Source organism: Kineococcus xinjiangensis, assembly GCF_002934625.1.
Taxonomy (GTDB): domain Bacteria; phylum Actinomycetota; class Actinomycetes; order Actinomycetales; family Kineococcaceae; genus Kineococcus_A; species Kineococcus_A xinjiangensis.
Map to the genome: position 1 here is coordinate 54,992 of NZ_PTJD01000006.1, position 20,578 is coordinate 75,569.

Sequence of the window (20,578 nt, forward strand, 5' to 3'; positions counted from 1 at the left end):
AACTGCCGATCCGGCGTGTCGTCGCGGGGAGACCCCACTGGAAGCGGTAATGACCCACGTGCCACACTAGGTCACGAGCCGTGTCCTCACGATTCCCACCCGTGACCGGACGCAACGCTCGACCAGACCTTGAGAGTCCCCTCAGGAGGACCGGACCGCCGGGTGGTCGGGCGCCGAGACGTCCAGCCGCTCCGCATCCCGGGTCGCCTCGGAGCGCAGCAGCACCGCCAGCACCTCCGCCTTGCGCGCCCCCCGCTCGGGGCTCCCCCAGTGCACCGTCGTCCCGCTGCGCAGCGTCAGCACCACCGAGTCCCGCGACCGCGCCCCGGTGCTTCCCACCTCGGCCCGCAGCTCCCGCGGCAGACCCCCCAGCACCTCCAGCACTGACCGCAGGGTCGCCCGGCCGGCCGTCGCCAGGTCCACGTCGACCAGCGGCACCGCGGCGGGCACGGTCTCCGACACCGCCAGCACCGTGCCCTCCTCGTCCACGACGCGGAACCGGCCGTCACCGTTGGGCACCGCCGCCACCGCTCGCCGCTCCTGCACCCGCACGACCAGCCCGTCGGGCCAGTTCCGCTCCACCCGGACCTGCGCCACCAGGGGCAGCGCCGCCACCTCCGCCGCCAGGGCCGAGACGTCCACGCGCAGCAACTGCTCGCCGCGGCGGCGCTCCGCCAGCGCCAGGACGTCGCCCACCGGCACCCGCTCCGTCCCCGTCACCCGCACCTCCCGGACGGCGAAGGCCGGCACGGTCACGAGCAGCCACACCAGCACCCCGGCCAGCACCGCGACCACCGCGAGAGCGGCCAGCAGCCGGCCCCGCCAGCCCAGCGGACGCCACCGGGGACGCCGGCGCAGCGAGGACCCCGCCGCCCGGGCGACCGCGATGCTCCCCGCCCCGCGGCGCGACCGCGTCGCGGGACTGCCCGCACCCGCCGCCCGCTCGCTGCGACGGCGCTGGGCGCTGCCGCCCGTCGGGCGCGGCGCCAGCGGGGACGGGGGCGCCCCCGCCCGCCCGCCCGCCTGCGAGGCACCGGAGCGCTCCCGTGCCGCTGCTGCGGGCCTCCTCCCCGGCCGGCCCGCCGCAGCGGCTGTCCTCGCGCCACCGGAGGGCTGCGGGACGGCCCCCTCCGGCGCCTGCGCGCCCCCCGGCGGGGTCCGCGGGGGCGTGGGGCGACGGTTCACGGCCGCGCCCCGAGCGCGTCGAGCAGCCGGGGCCCGAGGTCCGTCACGTCACCCGCTCCCAGGGTCAGCACCACGTCGCCCGCCCGCGCCCGCCCGGCCAGGCGCGCCACGGCGGCCCCCCGGTCCGGCTCGTAGGCGACCGCGGCGGCGGGCAGCGCGACGGCGGACGCCACCAGCGCACCCGTCACGGCCGGGTCGGGGTCCTCCCGCGCGACGTAGACGTCGAGGACGACCACCTCGTCGGCCAGCGCCAGGGCCGCCCCGAAGTCCGCGGCGAAGATGCGCGTGCGGCTCACCAGGTGCGGCTGGAAGACGGCCAGCACCCGGCCACCCCCGGCCACCTCGCGGGCCGCGCGCAGCACGGCCCGGACCTCCGTCGGGTGGTGGGCGTAGTCGTCCACGACGCGCACGCCCGCCACCTCGCCCCGCAGCTCGAAGCGACGACGTGCCCCTCCGAACGTGGCGAGCCCCGCGAGGGCCTCCCCCGCCGCCGCGCCGAGCTCCACCGCCGCCGTCAGGGCGGCCGCCGCGTTGAGCGCGTTGTGCTCGCCCGGCACCCGCAACCGCAGCTCCCCCAGGCTGCCGGCAGCGGTGACGACCTCGGCGCGCACGCCCCCGCCCTCGGCGGTCAGCCCCAGCAGCCGGACGTCCGCTCCCTCGGCGCTGCCGTAGGTGCGGACCCGGACGCCCTCGGACCGGGCGAGCTCCGCCAGCCGCGCCGCCCCGGGGTCGTCGGCGCACGCCACGAGGACCCCGCCCGGCACGATCCGCCGGGTGAAGGCCGCGAACGCCTCCTCCACCGCCTCCGCCGTCCCGTAGTGGTCCAGGTGGTCCGGCTCCACGTTCGTAACGACCGCGACGGCCGGGGAGTACGCCAGGAAGGAGCCGTCGGACTCGTCCGCCTCCGCCACGAACACGTCCCCGCCGCCGTCGCGGGCTCCGCGGCCCTGCTGCGGCTGCCCAGGGGTCAGCTCCCCGCCGATGGCGTAGGAGGGGTCCAGACCGGCCTCCTGCAGGGCCACCGCGAGCATCGAGGACGTCGTCGTCTTCCCGTGCGTGCCGGCGACCGCCGCGGCCCGACGCCCCGCCATCAGCGCCGCGAGGGCCTGCGAGCGGTGCAGCACCGCCAGGTCCCGGCGGCGGGCCTCGGCCAGCTCCGGGTTGGCCTCGCGCACCGCCGTGCTGACGACCACGGTGTCGGCGTCGCCGAGGTGCTCTGCGGCGTGGCCGACCTCCACGCGGGCGCCCGCCGCCCGCAAGTCCGCCAGCACCGCCGAGTCCCGGGCGTCGCTGCCGGAGACGGGGATCCCGCGCGCCAGCAGCAGCCGGGCGATGCCCGACATCCCGGCCCCGCCGATCCCGACGAAGTGCACGCGCCCGAGGGAGCCCAGCGCGTCCGGCCGCACGTCCGCGCTCACGCGCCCGCCCCTCCGCCGGCCGCGGCGCGCTCCACCAGGTCGGCCAGTCGCTCGTCGCCGTCGTGCACGCCGAAGCGCGCCGCCACGGCGGCGGCCTCCTGCAGCCGCTGCGGGCTGCCCAGCAGCGGCAGCAGCTCGCGCCGCACCCAGTCCGCGTCCAGGGCGGCGTCCTCGACGAGCAGCCCACCGCCGGCCCGCACCACCGGCTCGGCGTTGCGGCGCTGCTCCCCGTTGCCGATCGGCAGCGGCACGTACACCGCGGGCAGGCCCAGGGCCGTCAGCTCGCTCACCGTCCCCGCACCGCTGCGGCAGGCCACGAGGTCGGCGGCGGCGTAGGCCAGGTGCATGGCGTCGACGTAGTCGCGCACGACGTACTGGCCCCGGTAGCGGCCCGGGTCCAGCTCCGGCAGCGGCACCGTCTTGCCCCGGCCGCTGACGTGCAGCACCTGCGCCCCCGTGGCCAGCAGCTCCCGCGCCGCCGAGCCCAGCACCTCGTTGAGCCGCTGGGCGCCCAGGGAGCCGCCCGTCACGAGCAGCGTGGGGCGGGCCGGGTCCAGCCCCAGCTCCTCCCGCGCCGCGCGCCGGCGCAGCTCGCGGTCCGGGGCTGCGGCCAGCTCCCGGATCTCCGCCCGCAGCGGCATGCCGACGTGCACGGCCCCGCGCAGGGGCGTGCCCTCGAACGTCACCGCCACGTGCGGGGTGAGCCGCGCGCCGAGGCGGTTGGCAATCCCCGGCAGGGAGTTCTGCTCGTGCACCACCACCGGCACCCGGCGGCGGCGCGCCGCGAGGTACGCCGGGGTCGCGACGTAGCCACCGAAGCCCACGACGACGTCGGCGTCGATCCGCTCGATCGCGCGCTCGGCGGCCAGCACCGCCGCGCGCAGCCGCCCGGGCAGGCGCAGCAGGTCGGGCGACGGACGGCGCGGCAGCGGGACGCGGGGCACCACAGCCAGCTCGTAGCCGCGCTGCGGCACCAGCCGGGACTCCAGCCCCTCGGTGGTGCCGAGCGCCAGCACCCGGGTGGCGAGATCGCGACGACGCAGGCAGTCGGCCGTCGACAGCAGCGGCGCGACGTGCCCGGCGGTGCCGCCGCCGGCGAGCAGGACGGACAGGCCGCTCACCGCTGCTTCCCACCGGGGGCCGGGCTCCGCCGCCGCGCCTGCGGAGCCGTCTTCGGGGACTTCCTCACGGGGTTCTCGGCCTTCGCGCTCTTCGCCGGGGTGCCCCCGGCGGTTCGGGTGGGGCTCTGGGTGGGACGGGGAGCCCGGGTGCTGCCGGACGCGGGGCGGCGCGCACCGGAGCCGGCCTCCCGGGGGCGCGGCAGCACGGCCAGGGAGCGGCGCACGACCGACGGGCGCGTGCGCAGCGCCTCCGCGGCACCGGGCTCGGAGCGCGCGAACGCCAGCAGCACGCCGATGGCGGCCAGCACCATCACCAGCGCGGAACCGCCGCGGGAGATCAGCGGCAGCGGCACGCCGATGACCGGGAGCAGGTCCAGGACGACGCCGATGTTGACCATCGCCTGCCCGAGGATCCAGGTCATGATGCCGGCGGTGGCCAGCTTCACGAACATGTCCTCCGAGCGGCGCGCCAGGCGCAGGCAGGCCAGTCCGAGGACGGCGAACAGCAGCAGCACCACCAGCGTGCCGGGCAGGCCGAGCTCCTCGCCGATGATCGCGAAGATGTAGTCGTTGTCGGCCTCGGGCAGCCACTGCCACTTCTCCCGGCTGGCACCGAGCCCAACGCCCCACCAGCCGCCGGAGGCCAGGGCGTACTGGCCGTGCACGGGCTGCCACGCGTAGCCCTGCAGGTCGGCGCCCTGCACGGGCGTCCCGTCGAGCCACTGCGCCACGCGCCGCCGTCGGTTGTCGCTGACGGCGATCAGCAACACCGCGATGGCGGCACCGGCGGTACCGGCGAGCGCGAAGAACCGGAGCGGCACGCCGGCGACCCAGAGCATCCCCGCGACGATCATCATCATGACCATGGCGGTGCCCAGGTCGCGGCCGAGCAGCACCAACCCGACGGTCGTCGCCGCCGTGGGCAGCAGTGCCAGGACCAGGTGCCGCCACTCGTGCAACTGGTGCTGCTTGCGGACGAGGACGAGGGCGCAGCTGAGCACCAGGGCGAGCTTCAGCGCCTCCGACGGCTGCCCGGTGAAGGGACCGATGCGGATCCAGTTGAGGTTGCCCTTGACCGGCACGCCGATGCCGGGAACGAAGACCAGCAGCTGCAACCCGATCCCGGCCACCAGCAGCGGCAGGGCCAGCCGCTTCCAGCGCTGCACGCCCACCCGGCTGGCGACCAGCAGGGCGACGACGCCCACGACCGCGAACAGCGCCTGGTTCTGGAAGCCCGCGAAGACCGACTTGCCGTCCGCGAGCGACTTCACGCTCGAGCTGGACAGCACCATGACGAGGCCGATGACCACCAGCAGCGCCGTCGTGGCCAGGACCACGTAGTGGGTGGCGAGCGGGCTGTCCATGCGCCCGGCGTAGGAGCGCAGCCACGACAGCGCTCCCCCTGCGGCGGCGCGACCGGACCCGGCGATCTCCCCGGCCGTGCGCCGGGGGGGAACCGCGGCGCCCCCGCTGGCCGTCACCGCTGTCCCCGGCGGCGCACGGCCGCGGCGAAGGCCCGCCCCCGGTGGGAGTAGGAGGTGAACTGGTCCATCGACGCGCACGCCGGCGCGAGCAGCACCGTGTCACCGGGCTGCGCGAGGGCGGCGGCGCGCTCCACGACGGCGTCCATCAGCGAGTCCGGCAGCTGCTCCGGCGAGGCCTCCACGCCCCCAGTCTGCGGCGGCTCCACGGTCACCACCGGCACATCCGGCGCGTGTCGGGCCAGGGCCGCGGCGATCTCGTCGCGGTCGCGGCCGATGAGGACCGCGGCGCGCAGGCGGGAGGCGTGCGCGGCGACGAGGTCGTCGAAACGGGCGCCCTTGGCGAGACCGCCGGCGATCCAGACGATCGAGCCGAACGCCGCCAACGAGGCCGCGGCGGCGTGGGCGTTGGTGGCCTTGGAGTCGTCGACCCAGCGGACACCGCCCGCCTCGGCGACCTGCTCGACCCGGTGCGGCTGGGGGCGGAAGCCGCGCAGGCCGTCGCGCACCGCCGTGGGCGCCACCCCCGCGGCGCGGGCGAGCGCCGCGGCCGCCAGGGCGTTGTCGACTGTGTGCGGCGGCACGGGGGCGCCGTCGCGGGAGAGGTCGGCCAGGGTTCCCAGCTCGGCCGCGCTGGTGCGCCGCTCCGCCACGAAGGCGCGGTCGGCGAGGACGTCCTCGACGAGGCCGAGCATGCCCACCGACGGGGTGCCGCGGGTGGTGCCGACGGCCCGGCAGCCCTCCTCGACCTCGGCCGCGCGCACGAGCTCCTCCGTGCGCGGGTCGGCCGTGGAGTACACGCAGGCCAGGCGGGTGTTCTCGTAGACCCGGCCCTTGGCGCCGGCGTAGGCGTCCAGGGAGCCGTGCCAGTCCAGGTGGTCGGGGGCGATGTTGAGGCACGCGCTGGCCAGCGGCCGCAGCGACGCCTCCGCGTCCGTCGACAGCCAGTGCAGCTGGAAGCTGGACAGCTCCACCGCGAGCACCTCGTAGGCGTCGGGGTGGCGCATGGCCTCGATCAGGGGGGTGCCGACGTTGCCCGCCGCCGCCGCCCGCAGCCCGCCCGCGCGCAGGACGGCCGCCGTCATCTCCACCGTCGTGGTCTTGCCGTTGGTGCCCGTCAGCGTCAGCCAGGACGCCGCGCCGGCCTCCGGCCGCAGCCGCCACGCCAGCTCCACGTCGCCCCACACCGGCACCCCGGCCAGGGCGGCGCCGACGAGGAGGTCGGCGTCGGGGCGCCAGCCGGGCGAGGTGACGACGAGGTCGTAGCCGTCCCAGCCGCCGGGGGCCTCGCCGAGGGAGGCGGGCCCGAGGTGGACGCGACCGCCGAGCACCTCCAGCAGCTGCGCCTTCTCGCGCTCCGCCTCGCCCTCGCGGGCGTCGACCACGACCACCTCTGCGTCGTGCTCCAGGAGGGCGTCGGCGGCGGCGAAGCCGGACACGGCGATGCCGGTGACGAGGACGCGCAGCCCGGCCCAGTCCGAGGCCGCGGACCTGAGGCGGCGCACCCGCTCGGTGTCCGCGGCGCGCGGCGCGGACAGCGGCCCGCCGCTCACGAGCCGACCACCCACTCGGCGTAGAAGACGCCGAGGCCGAGGGAGACGAACAGCCCCGCGATGATCCAGAACCGGATGACGATGGTGACCTCGCCCCACCCGGCCAGTTCGAAGTGGTGCTGCAGCGGGGCCATCCGGAACACCCGTTTGCGGGTGAGCTTGAAGGAGGCCACCTGGATCATCACCGACAGGGTGATGATCACGAACAGGCCGCCCAGCAGCACGAGGAGCAGCTGCGTGCGGCTGAGGATCGCCAGCGCCGCCAGGGCCCCGCCGAGCGCGAGGGAGCCCGTGTCCCCCATGAAGATCTTCGCCGGGGAGGCGTTCCACCACAGGAAGCCGAAGCAGGCGCCGAGCAGCGCCGCGGCCACGACCGCGAGGTCGCGGGGGTCGCGCACCTCGTAGCAGCCGCGCGCCTGGTCGGGGATCAGGCAGTTCTGGTTCGACTGGAACGTCCCGATGAGGACGTAGGCGGCGAAGACCATCGTGCAGGCGCCGGTGGCGAGGCCGTCGAGGCCGTCGGTGAGGTTCACCCCGTTGCTGGTGCCCGCGATCATGATCAGGGCCCAGAGGACGAAGAGCCCCGTGCCGACGTACGTGCCTGCCTCGGCGAAGTCCAGCAGGGAGATGTCGCGCAGGAAGGAGATCTCCGTCGAGGCGGGCGTGCGGCCGGAGTCGGAGGGGAAGCGCAGCGCCAGCACGGCGAAGACCACGCCCACCAGGACCTGGCCGATCACCTTCGGCCCCGCCCGCAGGCCGAGACTCCGCTGCTTGGAGATCTTGATGAAGTCGTCGAGGAAGCCGACGACGCCCAGGCCCGTCATCAGGAACAGCACGAGCAGCCCCGAGGCGGTCGGCGGCCGCTGCGTCACCAGGTGCGCCACCGCGTAGGCACCCAGCGTCGAGAGGATGATGACCGCGCCGCCCATCGTGGGCGTGCCGCGCTTGGTGTGGTGGCTCGTGGGCCCGTCGTCGCGGACGAACTGCCCGTAGCCGCGGTGCACGAGCCAGCGGATGTACAGCGGCGTCCCGAAGAGCGCCAGGACGAGGGACACCGCCGCAGCGATGAGGACGGTCCTCACGGAGTCGCCACCAGCCTCTCCGCGAGGGCGGCGAGCCCCGCACCGTTGGACGACTTCACGAGGACCACGTCACCGGGACGCAGCTCGGCGCTGAGGAAGTCCCAGGCCGCGGCGACGTCGGGCACGAAGGCCGCCTCGTCCCCCCAGGACCCCTCCATCACCGCCCCCGTGAACACCGGGCGCGCCCCCGTCCCCACGGCCAGCAGCCGCGAGACGTCCAGGCGCACCGCGAGGCGGCCCACGGAGTCGTGCTCGTCGCGGGAGGCCTCGCCCAGCTCGAGCATCTCCCCCAGCACCGCCCAGCTGCGCCGGCCCTCCGCCATCGCGACGAGCGCCTTCAGCGCCGCGCGCACGGAGTCCGGGTTGGCGTTGTAGGCGTCGTTGACGACGGTCACCCCGTCGGGGCGCTGCACCACCTGCATGCGGCCCGGGCTGGCCGCCTCCGCCGCGGACAGCGCCGCGGCGACGTCCGCCAGCGGGACGCCCAGCCCGAGGGCCGCGGTCGCCGCCGCCAGCGCGTTGGAGACCTGGTGCTCCCCGTGCAGGCGCAGCGCGACGTCGGCCTCCCCGGCGGTGCCCGGCCCGGACTGCAGCGTGCTGAGCAGCCGGAAGCGGGCGCGGGCCGCGCCGTCGAGCTGCACGTCGACGGCGCGCACGTCCACGCCCTCGCCGCGCCCGTGCGTCAGGACCCGCGCGCGGGTGCGCTCGCGCATCGCGAGGACCCGGGCGTCGTCGGCGTTGAGCACCGCCAGCCCGTCCGGGGCCAGCGCCTCCACCAGCTCGCCCTTGGCCCGGGCCGTCGTCTCCACCGAGCCGAACTCCCCGGCGTGGGCGGCGCCGACGTTGAGCACGACGCCGACCTGCGGCGGGGCGATCTCGCACAGGGAGCGGATGTGCCCGAGGCCGCGCGCCCCCATCTCCACGACGAGGTGCTCGACGGTGGGGTCGGTCTGCAGCACGGTGAGCGGCGCGCCGATCTCGTTGTTGTAGGAGCCGCGCGGCGCCACGACGGGCCCGCGCACGGCCAGCACGGCCCGCAGCAGGTCCTTCGTCGTCGTCTTGCCCGCCGAGCCGGTGACCCCGACCACGGTGGGCCGCCCCGCCTCGCGCAGCCACTCCAGGACCCCGCGGGCGAGCCGGCCGAGCGCGGCGACGCAGTCGTCGGCGAGCACGACCGCGGCGCTGCCGCCGCCGAGGTCGACCGGGCGCTGGGCCAGGACCGCGCGCGCCCCGGCCGCCACGGCCGCCGCCGCGTGCTCCGCGCCGTCGGTGCGCTCCCCCGGCAGCGCGACGAAGAGGGCACCGGGGACGGCGAGGCGGGAGTCGACGACGACCGGGCCGGTGACGGCGGGCTCGTCGGGGTCACCGGCCGCCGCGACGAGCCGGCCGCCCGTGAGCTGCTCGACGTCGCGGCTGGACAGCGGGATCACTGCGTGCCTCCTCGGGGGGTGCTGTGCGGTGCGGGGACCGCCTCGGGATCGGTGGCGGGCAGGGGCCGGGCGCGCTCGCGCAGCAGCTCGGCGGCCACCTCGGCGTCGTCGAAGGGGAGCACGCGCCCCGCGACCTCCTGGCCGCGCTCGTGGCCCTTGCCGGCGAGGAGGACGGTGTCGTGCCCGCCGGTGCAGGCGGCGAGACCGGCGGCGACGGCGGCGCGGCGGTCGGGGACCTCGAGCAGCTCGGCCGCGGCTCCCCGGGCCAGCGCGGCCCGGGCCCCGGCGAGGACGGCGGCGCGGATCGCGGCCGGCTCCTCCGAGCGGGGGTTGTCGTCGGTGACCACGACGACGTCGGCGCCCTCCACGGCAGTGGCGCCCATGCCCGGGCGCTTGGCCGCGTCCCGGTCGCCCCCGGCGCCGAGGACGACGACGAGCCGGCCCGGGGTGTCCGCCCGCAGCGTCGCCAGCACGCGCTCCAGCGCGTCGGGGCTGTGTGCGAAGTCGACGACGACCACGGGCTCGCCGGGCGCACCCGTGGTCACGGGCTGCATCCGGCCCGGGACCGCGCCCGCCGAGGCGGAGCCGCGCACGACCGCCTCGGCGGGGACCCCGGCCTCCAGGGCGGCGACGGCGGCCAGCGCGGCGTTGGAGACGTTGAACGCGCCGGGCAGGGGGCAGCGCAGCCGCAGGCGGCGGCCGTCGTGCGAGACGAGGGAGAAGGTGCTGCCGGGCCGCTCGGCGCGGACGTCGGCCACGTGCCAGTCGGCCGCCCCGTCCGCCCAGCCGGTCCCGCCGCTCGTGCGCACGGTGGTGACGGGCACGGTCGCGGTCCGCGCGAGGCGCTCGCCCCACTCGTCGTCGACGGCCACGATCCCGCACCGGGAGTGCGCGGGGGTGAACAGCTCCGCCTTGGCGGCGAAGTAGTCCTCCATGTCGCGGTGGAAGTCGAGGTGGTCCTGGCTGAGGTTGGTGAAGACCGCGACGTCCAGGACGGCGCCGTCGACGCGGTGCAGGCGCAGCGCGTGGCTCGACACCTCCATCGCGCAGGCGCGCACCCCGGCGTCGCGCATCCGCCGGAAGAGCGCGTGCAGGTCCGGGGACTCCGGCGTCGTCCGCACGCTCTTGACCCGTTCCTCGCCGATGCGGGTCTCCACGGTGCCGATCAGGCCGGTGCGCCAGCCGGCGGCGGCCAGCAGCGCCTCGAGGAGGTAGGCGGTGGTCGTCTTGCCGTTCGTGCCGGTGATGCCGACGGTGGTCAGCTCCCGCGCCGGGTGGCCGTGCACGGTCGCGGCGACCTCGCCCAGCACCGCGCGCGGGTCGGGGACCACGAGCGCCGGCAGGCCGGCCGCCACCACCCGCTCCGCACCGGCCGGGTCGGTCAGCACGGCCACGGCACCGGAGGCTGCCGCCTGCACGGCGAAGTCCGCCCCGTGGGCGCGGGCGCCGGGCAGGGCCGCGTACAGGTCGCCGGGGCCGACCGCGCGGGAGTCCAGCGTGGCCCCGGTGACGACGACGTCCTCCGCGCCGGCGGGGGCGGGCAGGGACAGCAGGGCGGCCAGGTCGCGCAGGGTCGGGGCGCCGGTGGAGCGGGGGTCCCGGGGGTGGCCGGGGGGAGGCTCGCTGGTCGGCACGGTGGGGAGGCTACCTCTCACCAGTACAGCGGAAGCGTCGCCGGGGCTGCGGTCGACGGCGGGATCTTGCGCTGGGCCAGGGCGTAGGTCATGAGTTCCTTGAAGACGGGGCCCGCCGCGGAGCCGCCGTAGTAGGTGGTCTTGGGGTCCTGCACGATCACGGCCACCACGAGCTGGGGGTCGTCGGCGGGGGCCATGCCGATGAAGGAGGCGGTGTAGCCGGAGTAGCAGCGGCACTCGTCGTTGTAGCGCTGGGCGGTGCCGGTCTTGCCGGCGACGAGGTAGCCCGGGATCTGCGCCATGGCGGCGGTGCCCTCCTCGCTGACGACGGCCTGGAGCATGTCGCGCATCGTGCGGGCCGTCGCGGCGCTGACCGCCCGGCTCTCCTCCGGCGGCGGGGCCGGGGTGTAACCACCCCGCGGCGTGGTCCAGCCCTGCAGGAGCTGCGGCTGCACGCGGACACCGTCGTTGGCGATGGTGGCGAAGACGGAGGCGGCCTGCACGGCGTTGACGGACAGGCCCTGACCGAACATGACGGTGTAGCGCTGGGTGCCGCTGTAGTCGTCCGGCTCGGCCACGATGCCGCGGGTCTCCCCGGGCAGGGGCAGGCCGGTCTTCTCCCCGAAGCCGAACTTGCGCTGGTACTCGTGGAGCGTCTCGGCGGACATGCGCTCGCCGGCGAGGATGGTGCCGATGTTGCTGGACTGGGCGATCACCCCGGCCAGGGTCATCTGCGGGTTCTTGGCCACGTGGGAGTCCTTGAACTCCTTGGTGGAGCGCTTCAACCTCGCCTCGATGGTGAAGCGGCTGGCGGGGTCGACGACGCCCTCCTCCAGGCCGGCGGCGAGGGTGACGACCTTGGCGGTGGAGCCCGGCTCGAACGGCTCGGTGACGGCGGTGTTGTTGAAGGAGGTGCCGCTCGCCCCGGCGCGGTTGGTGGGGTCGACGCTCGGGTCGCTGGCCAGGGCGAGGATCTTGCCCTGCTTGTCCATGATCACGGCGGTGGCGCTCTGCGCCTGCGTCTGCTCGCGCACGCCGCGCAGGGCCTGCTGGGCCTTCCACTGCAGGTCGCGGTCGATGGTCAGGTGCAGGGTGTCACCGTCGACCTCAGGTTGACGCTCGCTGACGCCGAGCGGGATCTGCTGCCCCTGGGGCGTGCGCTCGTACCGCTCGAAGCCGTCCACGCCGCGCAGCCGGTCGTCCAGCTTGAGCTCCAGGCCCGAGGCTCCCACCAGCTCGGAGGTGCCGTCGGGGCTCGGCCCGAGGACCCCGACGAGCGTGGACGCCGCCGGCCCGGTGGGGTAGACCCGCAGGCTGGAGCGCTCGCTGGCGATGCCGGGGATGCGCAGGGCCTGGATCTCGCGCCACGCCTCGGGGGTCAGTCCCTTGGCCAGCACCTCGTAGCGGTCCTTCTCCCCCGCCGCGGCGAGCTTCTCCACGAGGACGGCCGGGTCGGCGCCGAGGACGGGCGCCAGCAGGGCGGCAGCGCCCTCGAACCCCACCCCCCGCTCCTTCGTGCGGGGCCTCGGGTCGGTGGCGCTCCTCTTGTTGAAGTCCCGCAGCACCGTGGGGTCGGCCACGACGTCGCGCCGCTCCACCGAGGTCGCGAGCAGGACCCCGTTCGCGTCGACGATGTCCCCCCGGTCCGCGTGCAGGGTGAGCTGCTGGCCCTGGCGCGTCTGCAGCGCCACGGCCGCGAGCTCCGAGGCGTCCATCCCCTGCAGCTGGACCAGCCGCCCTCCGAAGAGGCTCAGCACGATGAGGACCGCGAGCACCCACGCCCGCAGCCGCCGGTCGGCGCGAGGGCCGGCGGCGGCCTGGGGAGCCCGGCGCCGGGCGGGGGCCTGGGCCACTGCTGGTCCTCCTTCGTGCGGCTGCGCTGGTCTGGGTGCCTCTCGCGGTGCCCGCCGGCCGGGTGCCGGCCGGCGGGGCGGCGTCACTGCGGGGCCGCCTCCGCGCCCACCGGCTCACCGGCGCCCGCGGGGTCCTCGGCGGCGGCGGGCTCGTCCGCGGCGAGGGGCTCCTCGGCGACGGGGGACTCCTCGGCCACGACGGGCTCGGGCTCCTCCACCACGGGCAGCGGCACCACGACCCGGCCGTCGCGGGCCAGGTGGGTCGGCGCGGGGGCGGGCACCATGCCGAGCCGCGTGGCCTGCTCGTGCAGCGCCTGCGGGGCCGCCTTGGCGGCGATCCCCTCGTCGACGGCCTGCTGCTGCTCGGCGAGCAGCGTGGCCTCCCGCTCCAGCTCGCTGAGGGTGAAGGCGTCGCGGGCGATCGCGATGTTCATCATGAGCAGCGCCAGCAGGCCCGCGGTCAGCAGCAGGACGCAGGTGAGCGGAAGGGGCAGCCGGGCGGCGAGGGCGGCGGGCGGGGCGACGACGCGCAGCGCCGGGCGGGCGTCGTGGAGGGGCCGGTGCCGGAACGCGCGCACGGAGGCGTTGCGGGCCGCGATCAAAGGCTGGCTCACCGCGAACTCCCTCCTTGCTCCCGAACCGTCCGGTTCCCGGCTGCGGGCCGCCTGCGTCCCGCCCGGTCGTGCAGTTTCCCCGAAACCGGGGCCGAGTGTGGACCGGCCCCTCCCCGATCATCGGCGTCGGCGCGCACGGCTGCGCGGAGGCGCGCCGACGCAGCGCGCGGATTGCGCTGCAACTCCTCCGGATCGGCCGTTTCACCACCCCTCGTGAGCAGTTGCGCACGCGGGGCGGTTCCTGGGAGTTCCACGGGAAGACCCGGCGGCGCGGTGCTGCGGCTGACCTCCGCGAGGAACTTCTTGGTGATCCGGTCCTCCAGGGAGTGGAACGTCAGGACGGCCAGGCGCCCACCGGGAACCAGCGCCTCGAACGCCGCCGGCAGCGCCCGCTCCACCACCCGCAGTTCGTCGTTGACCTCGATGCGCAACGCCTGGAACGTCCGCTTGGCGGGGTTTCCACCGGTGCGCCGCGCCGCCGCCGGGATCGCGTCGCGCACGAGGTCGACGAGGCGCGCACTGGTGGAGAACTCCTCCCGACGGCGCTCGCGCACCACGGCCGCGGCGATGCGCGGGGCGAACCGCTCCTCGCCCCAGGTGCGCAGGAGGCGGGTGAGGTCGTTCTCGGAGTAGGTGTTCAGCACGTCGGCCGCGGTGCGCCCGGAGGTCTGGTCCATCCGCATGTCGAGCGCGGCGTCACGGGCGTAGGAGAAACCCCTCTCCACCTCGTCGAGCTGGAGGGAGGAGACGCCGAGGTCGAAGAACACCGCGTCGACCGCGGGGATCTCGAGTTCCTCCAGCACCTGCGGCAGCTCGTCGTGGACGGCGTGCACGAACGTCGTGCGGTCCGCGAACGGCGCCAGCCGCTCGGCGGCCAGGGCGAGGGCCTGCGGGTCGCGGTCGATGCCGACGAGCCGGGCCTCGGGGCAGGTGCGCAGGAGTTCCTCGGCGTGCCCGCCGAGGCCGAGGGTGCAGTCGACCGCGATCGCCCCGGGCCGCTGCAGCGCGGGCGCCAGCACCTCGGTGCAGCGCCGCAGCATCACGGGGAGGTGGCGGCCGGCCACGTCGGGTCCGTCCATGCTCCGGGTTTCGAGGCCCTGGTCCTCGACGCCGGACCCGGGCGCCTCGCGCTCCACCGGCGCACCGTCGACGGTGTCCGCCCGAGCGCCCGCAACGCGCCCCTCGCCCGCCATTCCCGCTCCTCCTGCTCCTCAGTGCTCTGCTCGCCGGCCCCCGGAGGGACGAGCGGGTGGTGCTGCGCCGGTGTCCGGCGGTCGTCGGTACGGGAGAGGAGGTGCGGAGCGGTTGCAGGGGCGCGAAACAGTGCGGCGCGTCATGGGCCCGGGTCCCCATCCGCCCCGAGCCCTCGCGGGCGCCGGCCTGGCACCGGGGAAGTGCGCCAGGACGGTGGGGCGGGTGGAGACCCCGGCCCACGAGCCGGGGGTCGGGACGGACGGGCCGTCCCGGGCACTGCGGTCACACGATGCCGGGCAGCACCTCCTCCGCCTGGTCGGCGAACGGCTGCTCCGCCGCGGCGAGGTAGGACTCCCAGGTGGGCAGGTCCCAGATCTCCGCACGGGAGCCGGCACCGATGACGGCGACGTCCCGGTCCAAGCCGGCATAGGTGCGCAGGACGGGCGGGATGGTGATGCGGCCCTGCCGGTCCGGGAGCTCGTCGGAGGCGCCGGAGAGGAAGACGCGGAGGTAGTCCCGCGTCTCCTTCCTGCTGAGCGGCGCCTGCCGCAACTGGTCGTGCATGCGCTCGAACTCCGCGGTCGGGAAGACGTAGAGGCAGCGTTCCTGCCCCCGGGTGATGACCAGGCCATCGGCCAGCTGGTCGCGGAACTTCGCAGGAAGGATCAGGCGACCCTTGTCGTCCAACCGCGGGGTGTGGGTGCCGAGGAACACGACCCACCTCCACGACCGGACATCCGCGGACCGACCCGACTCGACCGTTGTTCAGCGCCCGACGCACTGCCCGATGCGGCGCCTCTCCGGGGCCCGTCTCCTGCGAGCCGCACCCTGGTGAGCCACCGCGCCCCACAGTACTCCACTTCCCCCCACCGTCAACCAACGTCACCCTGCGCGACGTCCCCTGCGGCGGGGTCCCCGCAGGTCAGGGCGGTGGAGGGCCGGCGGGGTCGCCGCGGGGACCGCTGCGGACCCCGGCGGCGGCGGTGCTGAGCCGGAGGGCTGGAAGTCGACGGTCGGCAGGCTTCCAGGGCTGCGGTGGGGCAAAGTGGGGGACGATGCGGGAAGGACCCCGGCACCGGCCCGGGCACCTGCCGCGGTGACGGAGAGACGGGGACCACGTGACGACCACGAGCGCTCAGGCCAACGGACACGTGCCGGACCCGGCGACGGGGTCCGCGCACCTGCCGGCCGGAGCCGGCGGCGTGCCGGAGGCCGTGGCGCCGGAGGGCCCGTCGCTGGAGGACATCGCCGCGACCGGCGCCCGCCTGGCCGAGGCGGTGCAGACGGTCATCCAGGGCAAGGCGGAGGCCGTCCGGCTCGCGCTGACGGTGCTCTACGCGGAGGGGCACCTCCTCGTCGAGGACGTCCCGGGCGTCGGCAAGACCATGCTCGCCAAGGCCCTGGCCCGCGCCATCGACGGCACGGTGCGCCGCATCCAGTTCACCCCGGACCTGCTGCCCAGCGACGTGACCGGCTCCAGCGTCTACAACCGGGAGACGGCGCAGTTCGAGTTCCGCCCCGGCGCCGTCTTCGCCAACGTCGTGCTCGGCGACGAGATCAACCGCGCCTCCCCCAAGACGCAGTCCTCGCTGCTGGAGTGCATGGAGGAGGGGCAGGTCACGGTCGAGGGGGTCACCCACCGGCTGCAGGCACCGTTCATCGTCTTCGCCACGCAGAACCCCGTCGAGATGGACGGCACCTACCCCCTGCCGGAGGCGCAGCGGGACCGCTTCATGGCGCGCATCTCGCTGGGCTACCCCTCGGCGGACGCCGAGCTGTCGATGCTCGACCAGCACGGCGAGGAGCCGCCGCTGGAGCGCCTCACACCGGTGACCGACGCCCCGTCGCTGCGGCGGATGAGCGCGGCGGTGCGGCACCTGCACGCCGCCCCCGCCCTCAAGGAGTACGTCGTGGGCCTGGTGCGCTCCACCCGGGAGCACCCCGACCTCCGACTGGGGGCCTCGCCCCGGGCCGCGCTGCACCTGCTGCGCGCCGCGCGGGCGCACGCAGCGCTCGACGGGCGCGACCACGTGCTTCCCGACGACGTCCAGCTGCTCGCCGTGCCGGTGCTGGCGCACCGCGTGCTGCTGACGCCGGACGCGATGCTCGCACGGCACTCGGAGGAGCAGGTCGTGGCGGACGTGCTCCGGCGCACCGCCGTGCCCGTCCCCTCACGGCGATGAGGAGGCTGCGGCGGGGGTCGGGCCGGGCGCGTGCCCGCCGCCGCCGTCTCGGGCCCCTCACCGCGCGCGGCTGGGCCCTCGTCCTGGCCGGGGGCGTCGCGTCGGTCGCGGCCGTGCAGCTCGGTCAGCGGGACCTGCTGCGCCTGGGGGTGCTGCTGCTCGCCCTGCCGGTGGTCGCGCTGGTCCTGACGGCACGCGCCCGCTCCTCTCTCACCCTCCACCAGAGGTCGAGACCCCTGACGCTGCCGGCGGGCCAGCGCGGCAGCATCGACCTGACCGTGCGGGGCACGGGGGGTCGCGCGGGCGTGCGGGTCTGGCTGGAGGACACGGTGCCGTTCGTGCTCGGGACCGCCCCCCGCCTGCCGGTCCCGCCCCTGCCGCCGGGCCGCACGCTCGACCTCAGGTACACGGTGAGCTCGGAGGTGCGGGGCGCCTACCGCACCGGTCCGGCGGTGCTGCGGATCGGCGACCCCCTCGGCCTCTGCGACATCCGGCGCACCCTGCGGGGCACCACCGCCGTCGACGTGCTCCCCGCGGTCCACCCCCTGCCGGCCGTGCCCCTCGGGGACTCCCCCGGCAGCGGCGGGGGCACCGCGCGCAGCAGCTCGGCGTCCGCCGAGGCCGACGACATCGCCCTGCGGCAGTACCGCCCCGGCGACGACCTGCGCCGCGTGCACTGGCGCTCCACCGCCCGGCGCGGCGAGGTGATGGTCCGGGAGGACGAGCGCGGCGGGCGGGCCGAGGTGGTCCTCCTCGTCGACCGCCGCCTCGGCGCCCACGCCGGCCGCGGGCCCGCCTCGTCGCTGGAGTGGGCGGTGTCCGCCGCCGCGTCGATCGGTGCCCACCTGCAGCGGCGCGGGTACCCGGTCCGGCTCGTCCACGGCGGCTCCCGTGCGCACGAGCGGGGGATCGCCGTTCCCGCCGAGGCGCAGGCGCGCGCCCTCCTGCACGAGCTGGCGGCGCTGCGACCTGGCGACGACGACGACCTGCGACTGGCGGTGCAGGCGCTGGGGCGCTCCTCGGCGGGAATGCTGGTGGCCCTCCTCGGTGCTGTGGACTCGGAGGACACCCTCCCCCTCGTGGCCCTGCGCGACCGCTCGACGCCTGCCGTGGCGATCCTGCAGCGCACCCACCTGTGGGGGCGTGCCCTCACGACCGCACCGGCCCCCGAGGCAGCGCTGCAGCGCGCGGAACTGGTGCTGTCCGGCGCGGGGTGGCGCACCGCCACCGCCTCGCCGGGCGACGAGATCGCCGACGTGTGGGCCTCCCTGGCCCGCGGTGGACCTGCCAGGAGGCCCGCGTGAACCGCAGCACCCGCACGTCACTGCTCGCGGCGGCCGCGACGACCGCGACGCTGCTCACGCTCCGGCCGCTGGTCTCGTCCGGCGCGTGGTTCGCCGACGCGCTGCTGGTCGTGGTCGCCGTGACGGGCACCGGGATCGCCGTGCACCGGCTGAGCCGCCGCCACGCCCCCGCCGTGGCGGCGCAGGCCCTCGTCCTCGGCGCCCTGCTGGTCCTGCTGTACGCCCCCGGCACGGCCCTCCTCGGGGTGGTGCCCACCGGGGAGACCCTGCGCCGGCTGGCGGCGCTCGCGACCGACGGCGCCCTGGCGGTGCAGCGCTACAGCGTGCCCGTCAGCGACCTGCGGGGCCTGCAGCCCCTCATGGTCGCCGGTGCGGGCCTGCTCGCCCTGGCCGTGGACGTGCTGGCGACCCGGCTGCGCCACCCCGCCCTCGCCGGGCTGCCGCTGGCCGCCACCTACGCGGTCCCCGTCGCCCTGGCCCCTGGCGGCTCCGGCGCCTTCGCCTTCGTCCTCGCCGCCCTCTGCTACCTGCTGCTCCTGCGCGCCGACGTCAGCGGCCGCGAGCGCCGCTGGGTCCCGGCCGCCGCGCGTCGCGCCGGCGTCAACGGGCTCGGCCTGGCCGCCGCGGCCGTGGCCGTGGCCGTGGTGGTGCCCGCCGCGGTGCCGGACCTCGACGAGAAGCCCCTGACCTTCGACCTGGGGCAGGGCGAGTCGATCACCGTGATCAACCCGATCCTCCACCTCAAGGACAGCCTCGGGGCCCGCTCCGACGCCACCGTCCTCCTCTACGAGACGACCGAGGACGCCCCGGCCCCGCTGCGGATCGTGACCGCCGACGTCTTCGACGGGAAGACGTGGGCGCCGCGCACCGGCACCGACATCCCCCGCATTCAGCGCGTCCAGACGGGCATGCCGACGGCGCCCGGTCTCTCGGACGAGGTGCGCAGCGCCGCCGTGGAGGAGACCACGAGCGTGACCGTGCGCAACCTGCAGCAGAACTACCTGCCGCTGCCCTACCCGGCCGTGCGGGTCGCCATCGAGGGCGACTGGCTCTACGAGCAGGACACCCTCAACGTCGTCGGCGACGGGGAGACCACGCTCGGCCGCCGCTACACGGTCGCCCACCTGCGCGTCACCCCGAAGGAGTCGACGCTGCGGGAGGCCCCGCCCGCCCCCGAGGGCATCCGCGACGTCTACACCGCCCTGCCGGAGACCCTGCCCGCCTCGGTCCACGAGGCGGCGCGGACGGTGACCGAGGGCGCCCGGGACGACTACGAGCGCGCGGTGCAGCTGCAGCGCTACTTCCGCACGACCGGTGGCTTCACCTACTCCACCGAGGTCGCCGACGACGGCGGCAGCGACGCCGTGGCCTCCTTCCTGGACTCGCGCTCCGGCTTCTGCGTGCAGTTCGCCTCGGCGATGGCCGTCATGGCCCGCTCCCTCGGCATCCCGGCGCGCCTGGCGATCGGCTTCCTGCCCGGCGAGCGCGTCGGCGACGGCCGCTGGCGCATCAGCGCGCAGGACGCCCACGCCTGGCCGGAGCTGTACTTCGAGGGCACCGGGTGGGTGCGCTTCGAGCCGACGCCCGCGGCGCGCACGCCCAACGCCCCGCCGTGGTCGCTGCCGGCCGTCACGCCCGGCACGAACGGCCAGGTGCCGCCCGAGGCCGCCCTGCAGCCCAGCGAGTCCCCGGGCGCGGCGCCCAGCGCGGCGCCCAGCACCGCGGCGGCAGAGGAGGAGCTCGAGCTCGGAACCGGCGAGCGCGCCTGGAGCGACCCGGTGGAGGAGCTGCCGTGGGCGTGGTTCGTGATCGTCGCGCTGCTGCTGTCGAGCCTGCTGCTGCCGGTCCTCTCCGACACCGTGCTGCGCCGGCGGCGCTGGGCGTCGGTGCGCGGCGCCGACGACTCCGCCGAGGCGGCGTGGGCGGACCTGGCCGACCGGACGCGCGACCTCGGTGCGGCGTGGCCGGACTCGGCCACCCCGCGGCAGGCCGCCGAGCGCCTCGGGGAGTTCGCCGAGCTGCAGCCCGAGGAGTCCGCAGCACTGACGCGCCTGCGCCGGGCGGTGGAGCGCGCGCGCTTCGCGCCGGGGGCCGACGGCGGGGAGCGGCTGGCGCGGGCCGACGTGGACCGCATCGTGGCTGCGGTGGCCGCCCAGCAGCCCCGGTCGGTGCAGTGGCGGGCCCGCCTGTGGCCCTCCGCGGGGATGCGTGCCCTGTCCCGCACGGAGGTGCCCGTGCCCTGGTCGCGACGCGGTCCGGACCAGGCGCCGGGCCGCGGTGCCGAGCCGGCACCGCGGGAGCGGGAGCGGGTCGGCTCCTCGCGCTGAGACCCCCTCCCCGGGCGGCGAGCCCGGACGGGGCTCGGCGGCCGGCCGGGCGGGCGGGCCCGGCCGACGGGGTCGCGGCGGCCCGGACTGCGCGCAGCCAGGCTGGTCCGCGCGGCTGTGGGCGGATGCACTGCGGCCGAAGCCCCGGCCCCCGACCCCGGACAGCAGGAGGGGCCGGACACCACTGGTGTCCGGCCCC

15 protein-coding genes are annotated in these 20,578 nt (G+C 76.4%); 3 read left to right on the forward strand and 12 right to left on the reverse strand.

What is annotated here, in order from left to right; translation table 11 throughout:
* Positions 1-141: 141 nt before the first annotated feature.
* The 12 genes from CLV92_RS09710 to mraZ form a co-directional block, all read right to left on the reverse strand.
* The gene (locus CLV92_RS09710) at positions 142-1,185 is read right to left on the reverse strand and encodes a cell division protein FtsQ/DivIB (RefSeq protein WP_104432629.1); all 1,044 of its coding nucleotides are present in this window, start codon (positions 1,183-1,185) and stop codon (positions 142-144) included.
* Positions 1,182-2,528 carry a UDP-N-acetylmuramate--L-alanine ligase gene (gene murC, locus CLV92_RS09715; protein ID WP_104432794.1) on the reverse strand — a complete coding sequence of 449 codons (1,347 nt, stop codon included), beginning with the start codon at positions 2,526-2,528 and terminating at the stop codon, positions 1,182-1,184. Before murC ends, CLV92_RS09710 begins: the two co-directional genes overlap by 4 nt.
* Positions 2,529-2,599: 71 nt before the next feature.
* Positions 2,600-3,715, reverse strand: coding sequence for an undecaprenyldiphospho-muramoylpentapeptide beta-N-acetylglucosaminyltransferase (murG, locus tag CLV92_RS09720; protein WP_104432795.1), 1,116 nt, complete (start codon positions 3,713-3,715; stop codon positions 2,600-2,602).
* A 5-nt stretch (positions 3,716-3,720) separates the two neighbouring features.
* Positions 3,721-5,205 (reverse strand): putative lipid II flippase FtsW, encoded by a 1,485-nt coding sequence (gene ftsW / locus CLV92_RS09725; protein ID WP_245886655.1) that lies wholly within the window; start codon positions 5,203-5,205, stop codon positions 3,721-3,723.
* The gene (gene murD / locus CLV92_RS09730) at positions 5,202-6,758 is read right to left on the reverse strand and encodes a UDP-N-acetylmuramoyl-L-alanine--D-glutamate ligase (RefSeq protein WP_245886657.1); all 1,557 of its coding nucleotides are present in this window, start codon (positions 6,756-6,758) and stop codon (positions 5,202-5,204) included. Before murD ends, ftsW begins: the two co-directional genes overlap by 4 nt.
* Entirely contained in the window at positions 6,755-7,840 is a 1,086-nt protein-coding gene (mraY, locus tag CLV92_RS09735) for a phospho-N-acetylmuramoyl-pentapeptide-transferase (protein WP_104432630.1), read from the reverse strand. The genes murD and mraY overlap by 4 nt, the downstream gene beginning before the upstream one ends.
* Positions 7,837-9,270, reverse strand: a complete 1,434-nt coding sequence (locus tag CLV92_RS09740; RefSeq protein WP_104432631.1) for a UDP-N-acetylmuramoyl-tripeptide--D-alanyl-D-alanine ligase — start codon at positions 9,268-9,270, stop codon at positions 7,837-7,839. Before CLV92_RS09740 ends, mraY begins: the two co-directional genes overlap by 4 nt.
* Positions 9,267-10,904, reverse strand: a complete 1,638-nt coding sequence (locus CLV92_RS09745; RefSeq protein ID WP_104432632.1) for a UDP-N-acetylmuramoyl-L-alanyl-D-glutamate--2,6-diaminopimelate ligase — start codon at positions 10,902-10,904, stop codon at positions 9,267-9,269. The genes CLV92_RS09740 and CLV92_RS09745 overlap by 4 nt, the downstream gene beginning before the upstream one ends.
* Before the next feature lie 17 nt (positions 10,905-10,921).
* Positions 10,922-12,757: a peptidoglycan D,D-transpeptidase FtsI family protein gene (locus tag CLV92_RS09750; RefSeq protein ID WP_104432633.1), complete on the reverse strand. Its 1,836-nt coding sequence runs from the start codon at positions 12,755-12,757 to the stop codon at positions 10,922-10,924.
* Positions 12,758-12,840: 83 nt separating this feature from the next.
* Positions 12,841-13,371: a cell division protein FtsL gene (ftsL, locus tag CLV92_RS09755; RefSeq protein WP_146099478.1), complete on the reverse strand. Its 531-nt coding sequence runs from the start codon at positions 13,369-13,371 to the stop codon at positions 12,841-12,843.
* Positions 13,368-14,450 carry a 16S rRNA (cytosine(1402)-N(4))-methyltransferase RsmH gene (rsmH, locus tag CLV92_RS09760; RefSeq protein ID WP_104432798.1) on the reverse strand — a complete coding sequence of 361 codons (1,083 nt, stop codon included), beginning with the start codon at positions 14,448-14,450 and terminating at the stop codon, positions 13,368-13,370. Before rsmH ends, ftsL begins: the two co-directional genes overlap by 4 nt.
* Positions 14,451-14,847: 397 nt before the next feature.
* Positions 14,848-15,279, reverse strand: a complete 432-nt coding sequence (gene mraZ, locus CLV92_RS09765) for a division/cell wall cluster transcriptional repressor MraZ (RefSeq protein ID WP_104432635.1) — start codon at positions 15,277-15,279, stop codon at positions 14,848-14,850.
* Between the two features lie 404 nt (positions 15,280-15,683).
* Here mraZ and CLV92_RS09770 point away from each other — a divergent pair, with 404 nt between their 5' ends.
* Genes CLV92_RS09770 through CLV92_RS09780 form a run of 3 tightly spaced genes read left to right on the forward strand, consistent with a single transcriptional unit; the run spans position 15,684 to position 20,379 of the window.
* On the forward strand, positions 15,684-16,748 hold the full coding sequence (locus tag CLV92_RS09770) for an AAA family ATPase (RefSeq protein ID WP_245886660.1): 1,065 nt from the start codon (positions 15,684-15,686) through the stop codon (positions 16,746-16,748).
* Positions 16,745-18,052 (forward strand): DUF58 domain-containing protein, encoded by a 1,308-nt coding sequence (locus tag CLV92_RS09775; RefSeq protein ID WP_104432636.1) that lies wholly within the window; start codon positions 16,745-16,747, stop codon positions 18,050-18,052. Before CLV92_RS09770 ends, CLV92_RS09775 begins: the two co-directional genes overlap by 4 nt.
* Positions 18,049-20,379 carry a transglutaminase TgpA family protein gene (locus CLV92_RS09780; RefSeq protein WP_146099479.1) on the forward strand — a complete coding sequence of 777 codons (2,331 nt, stop codon included), beginning with the start codon at positions 18,049-18,051 and terminating at the stop codon, positions 20,377-20,379. Before CLV92_RS09775 ends, CLV92_RS09780 begins: the two co-directional genes overlap by 4 nt.
* The last annotated feature ends 199 nt before the right edge of the window (positions 20,380-20,578 follow it).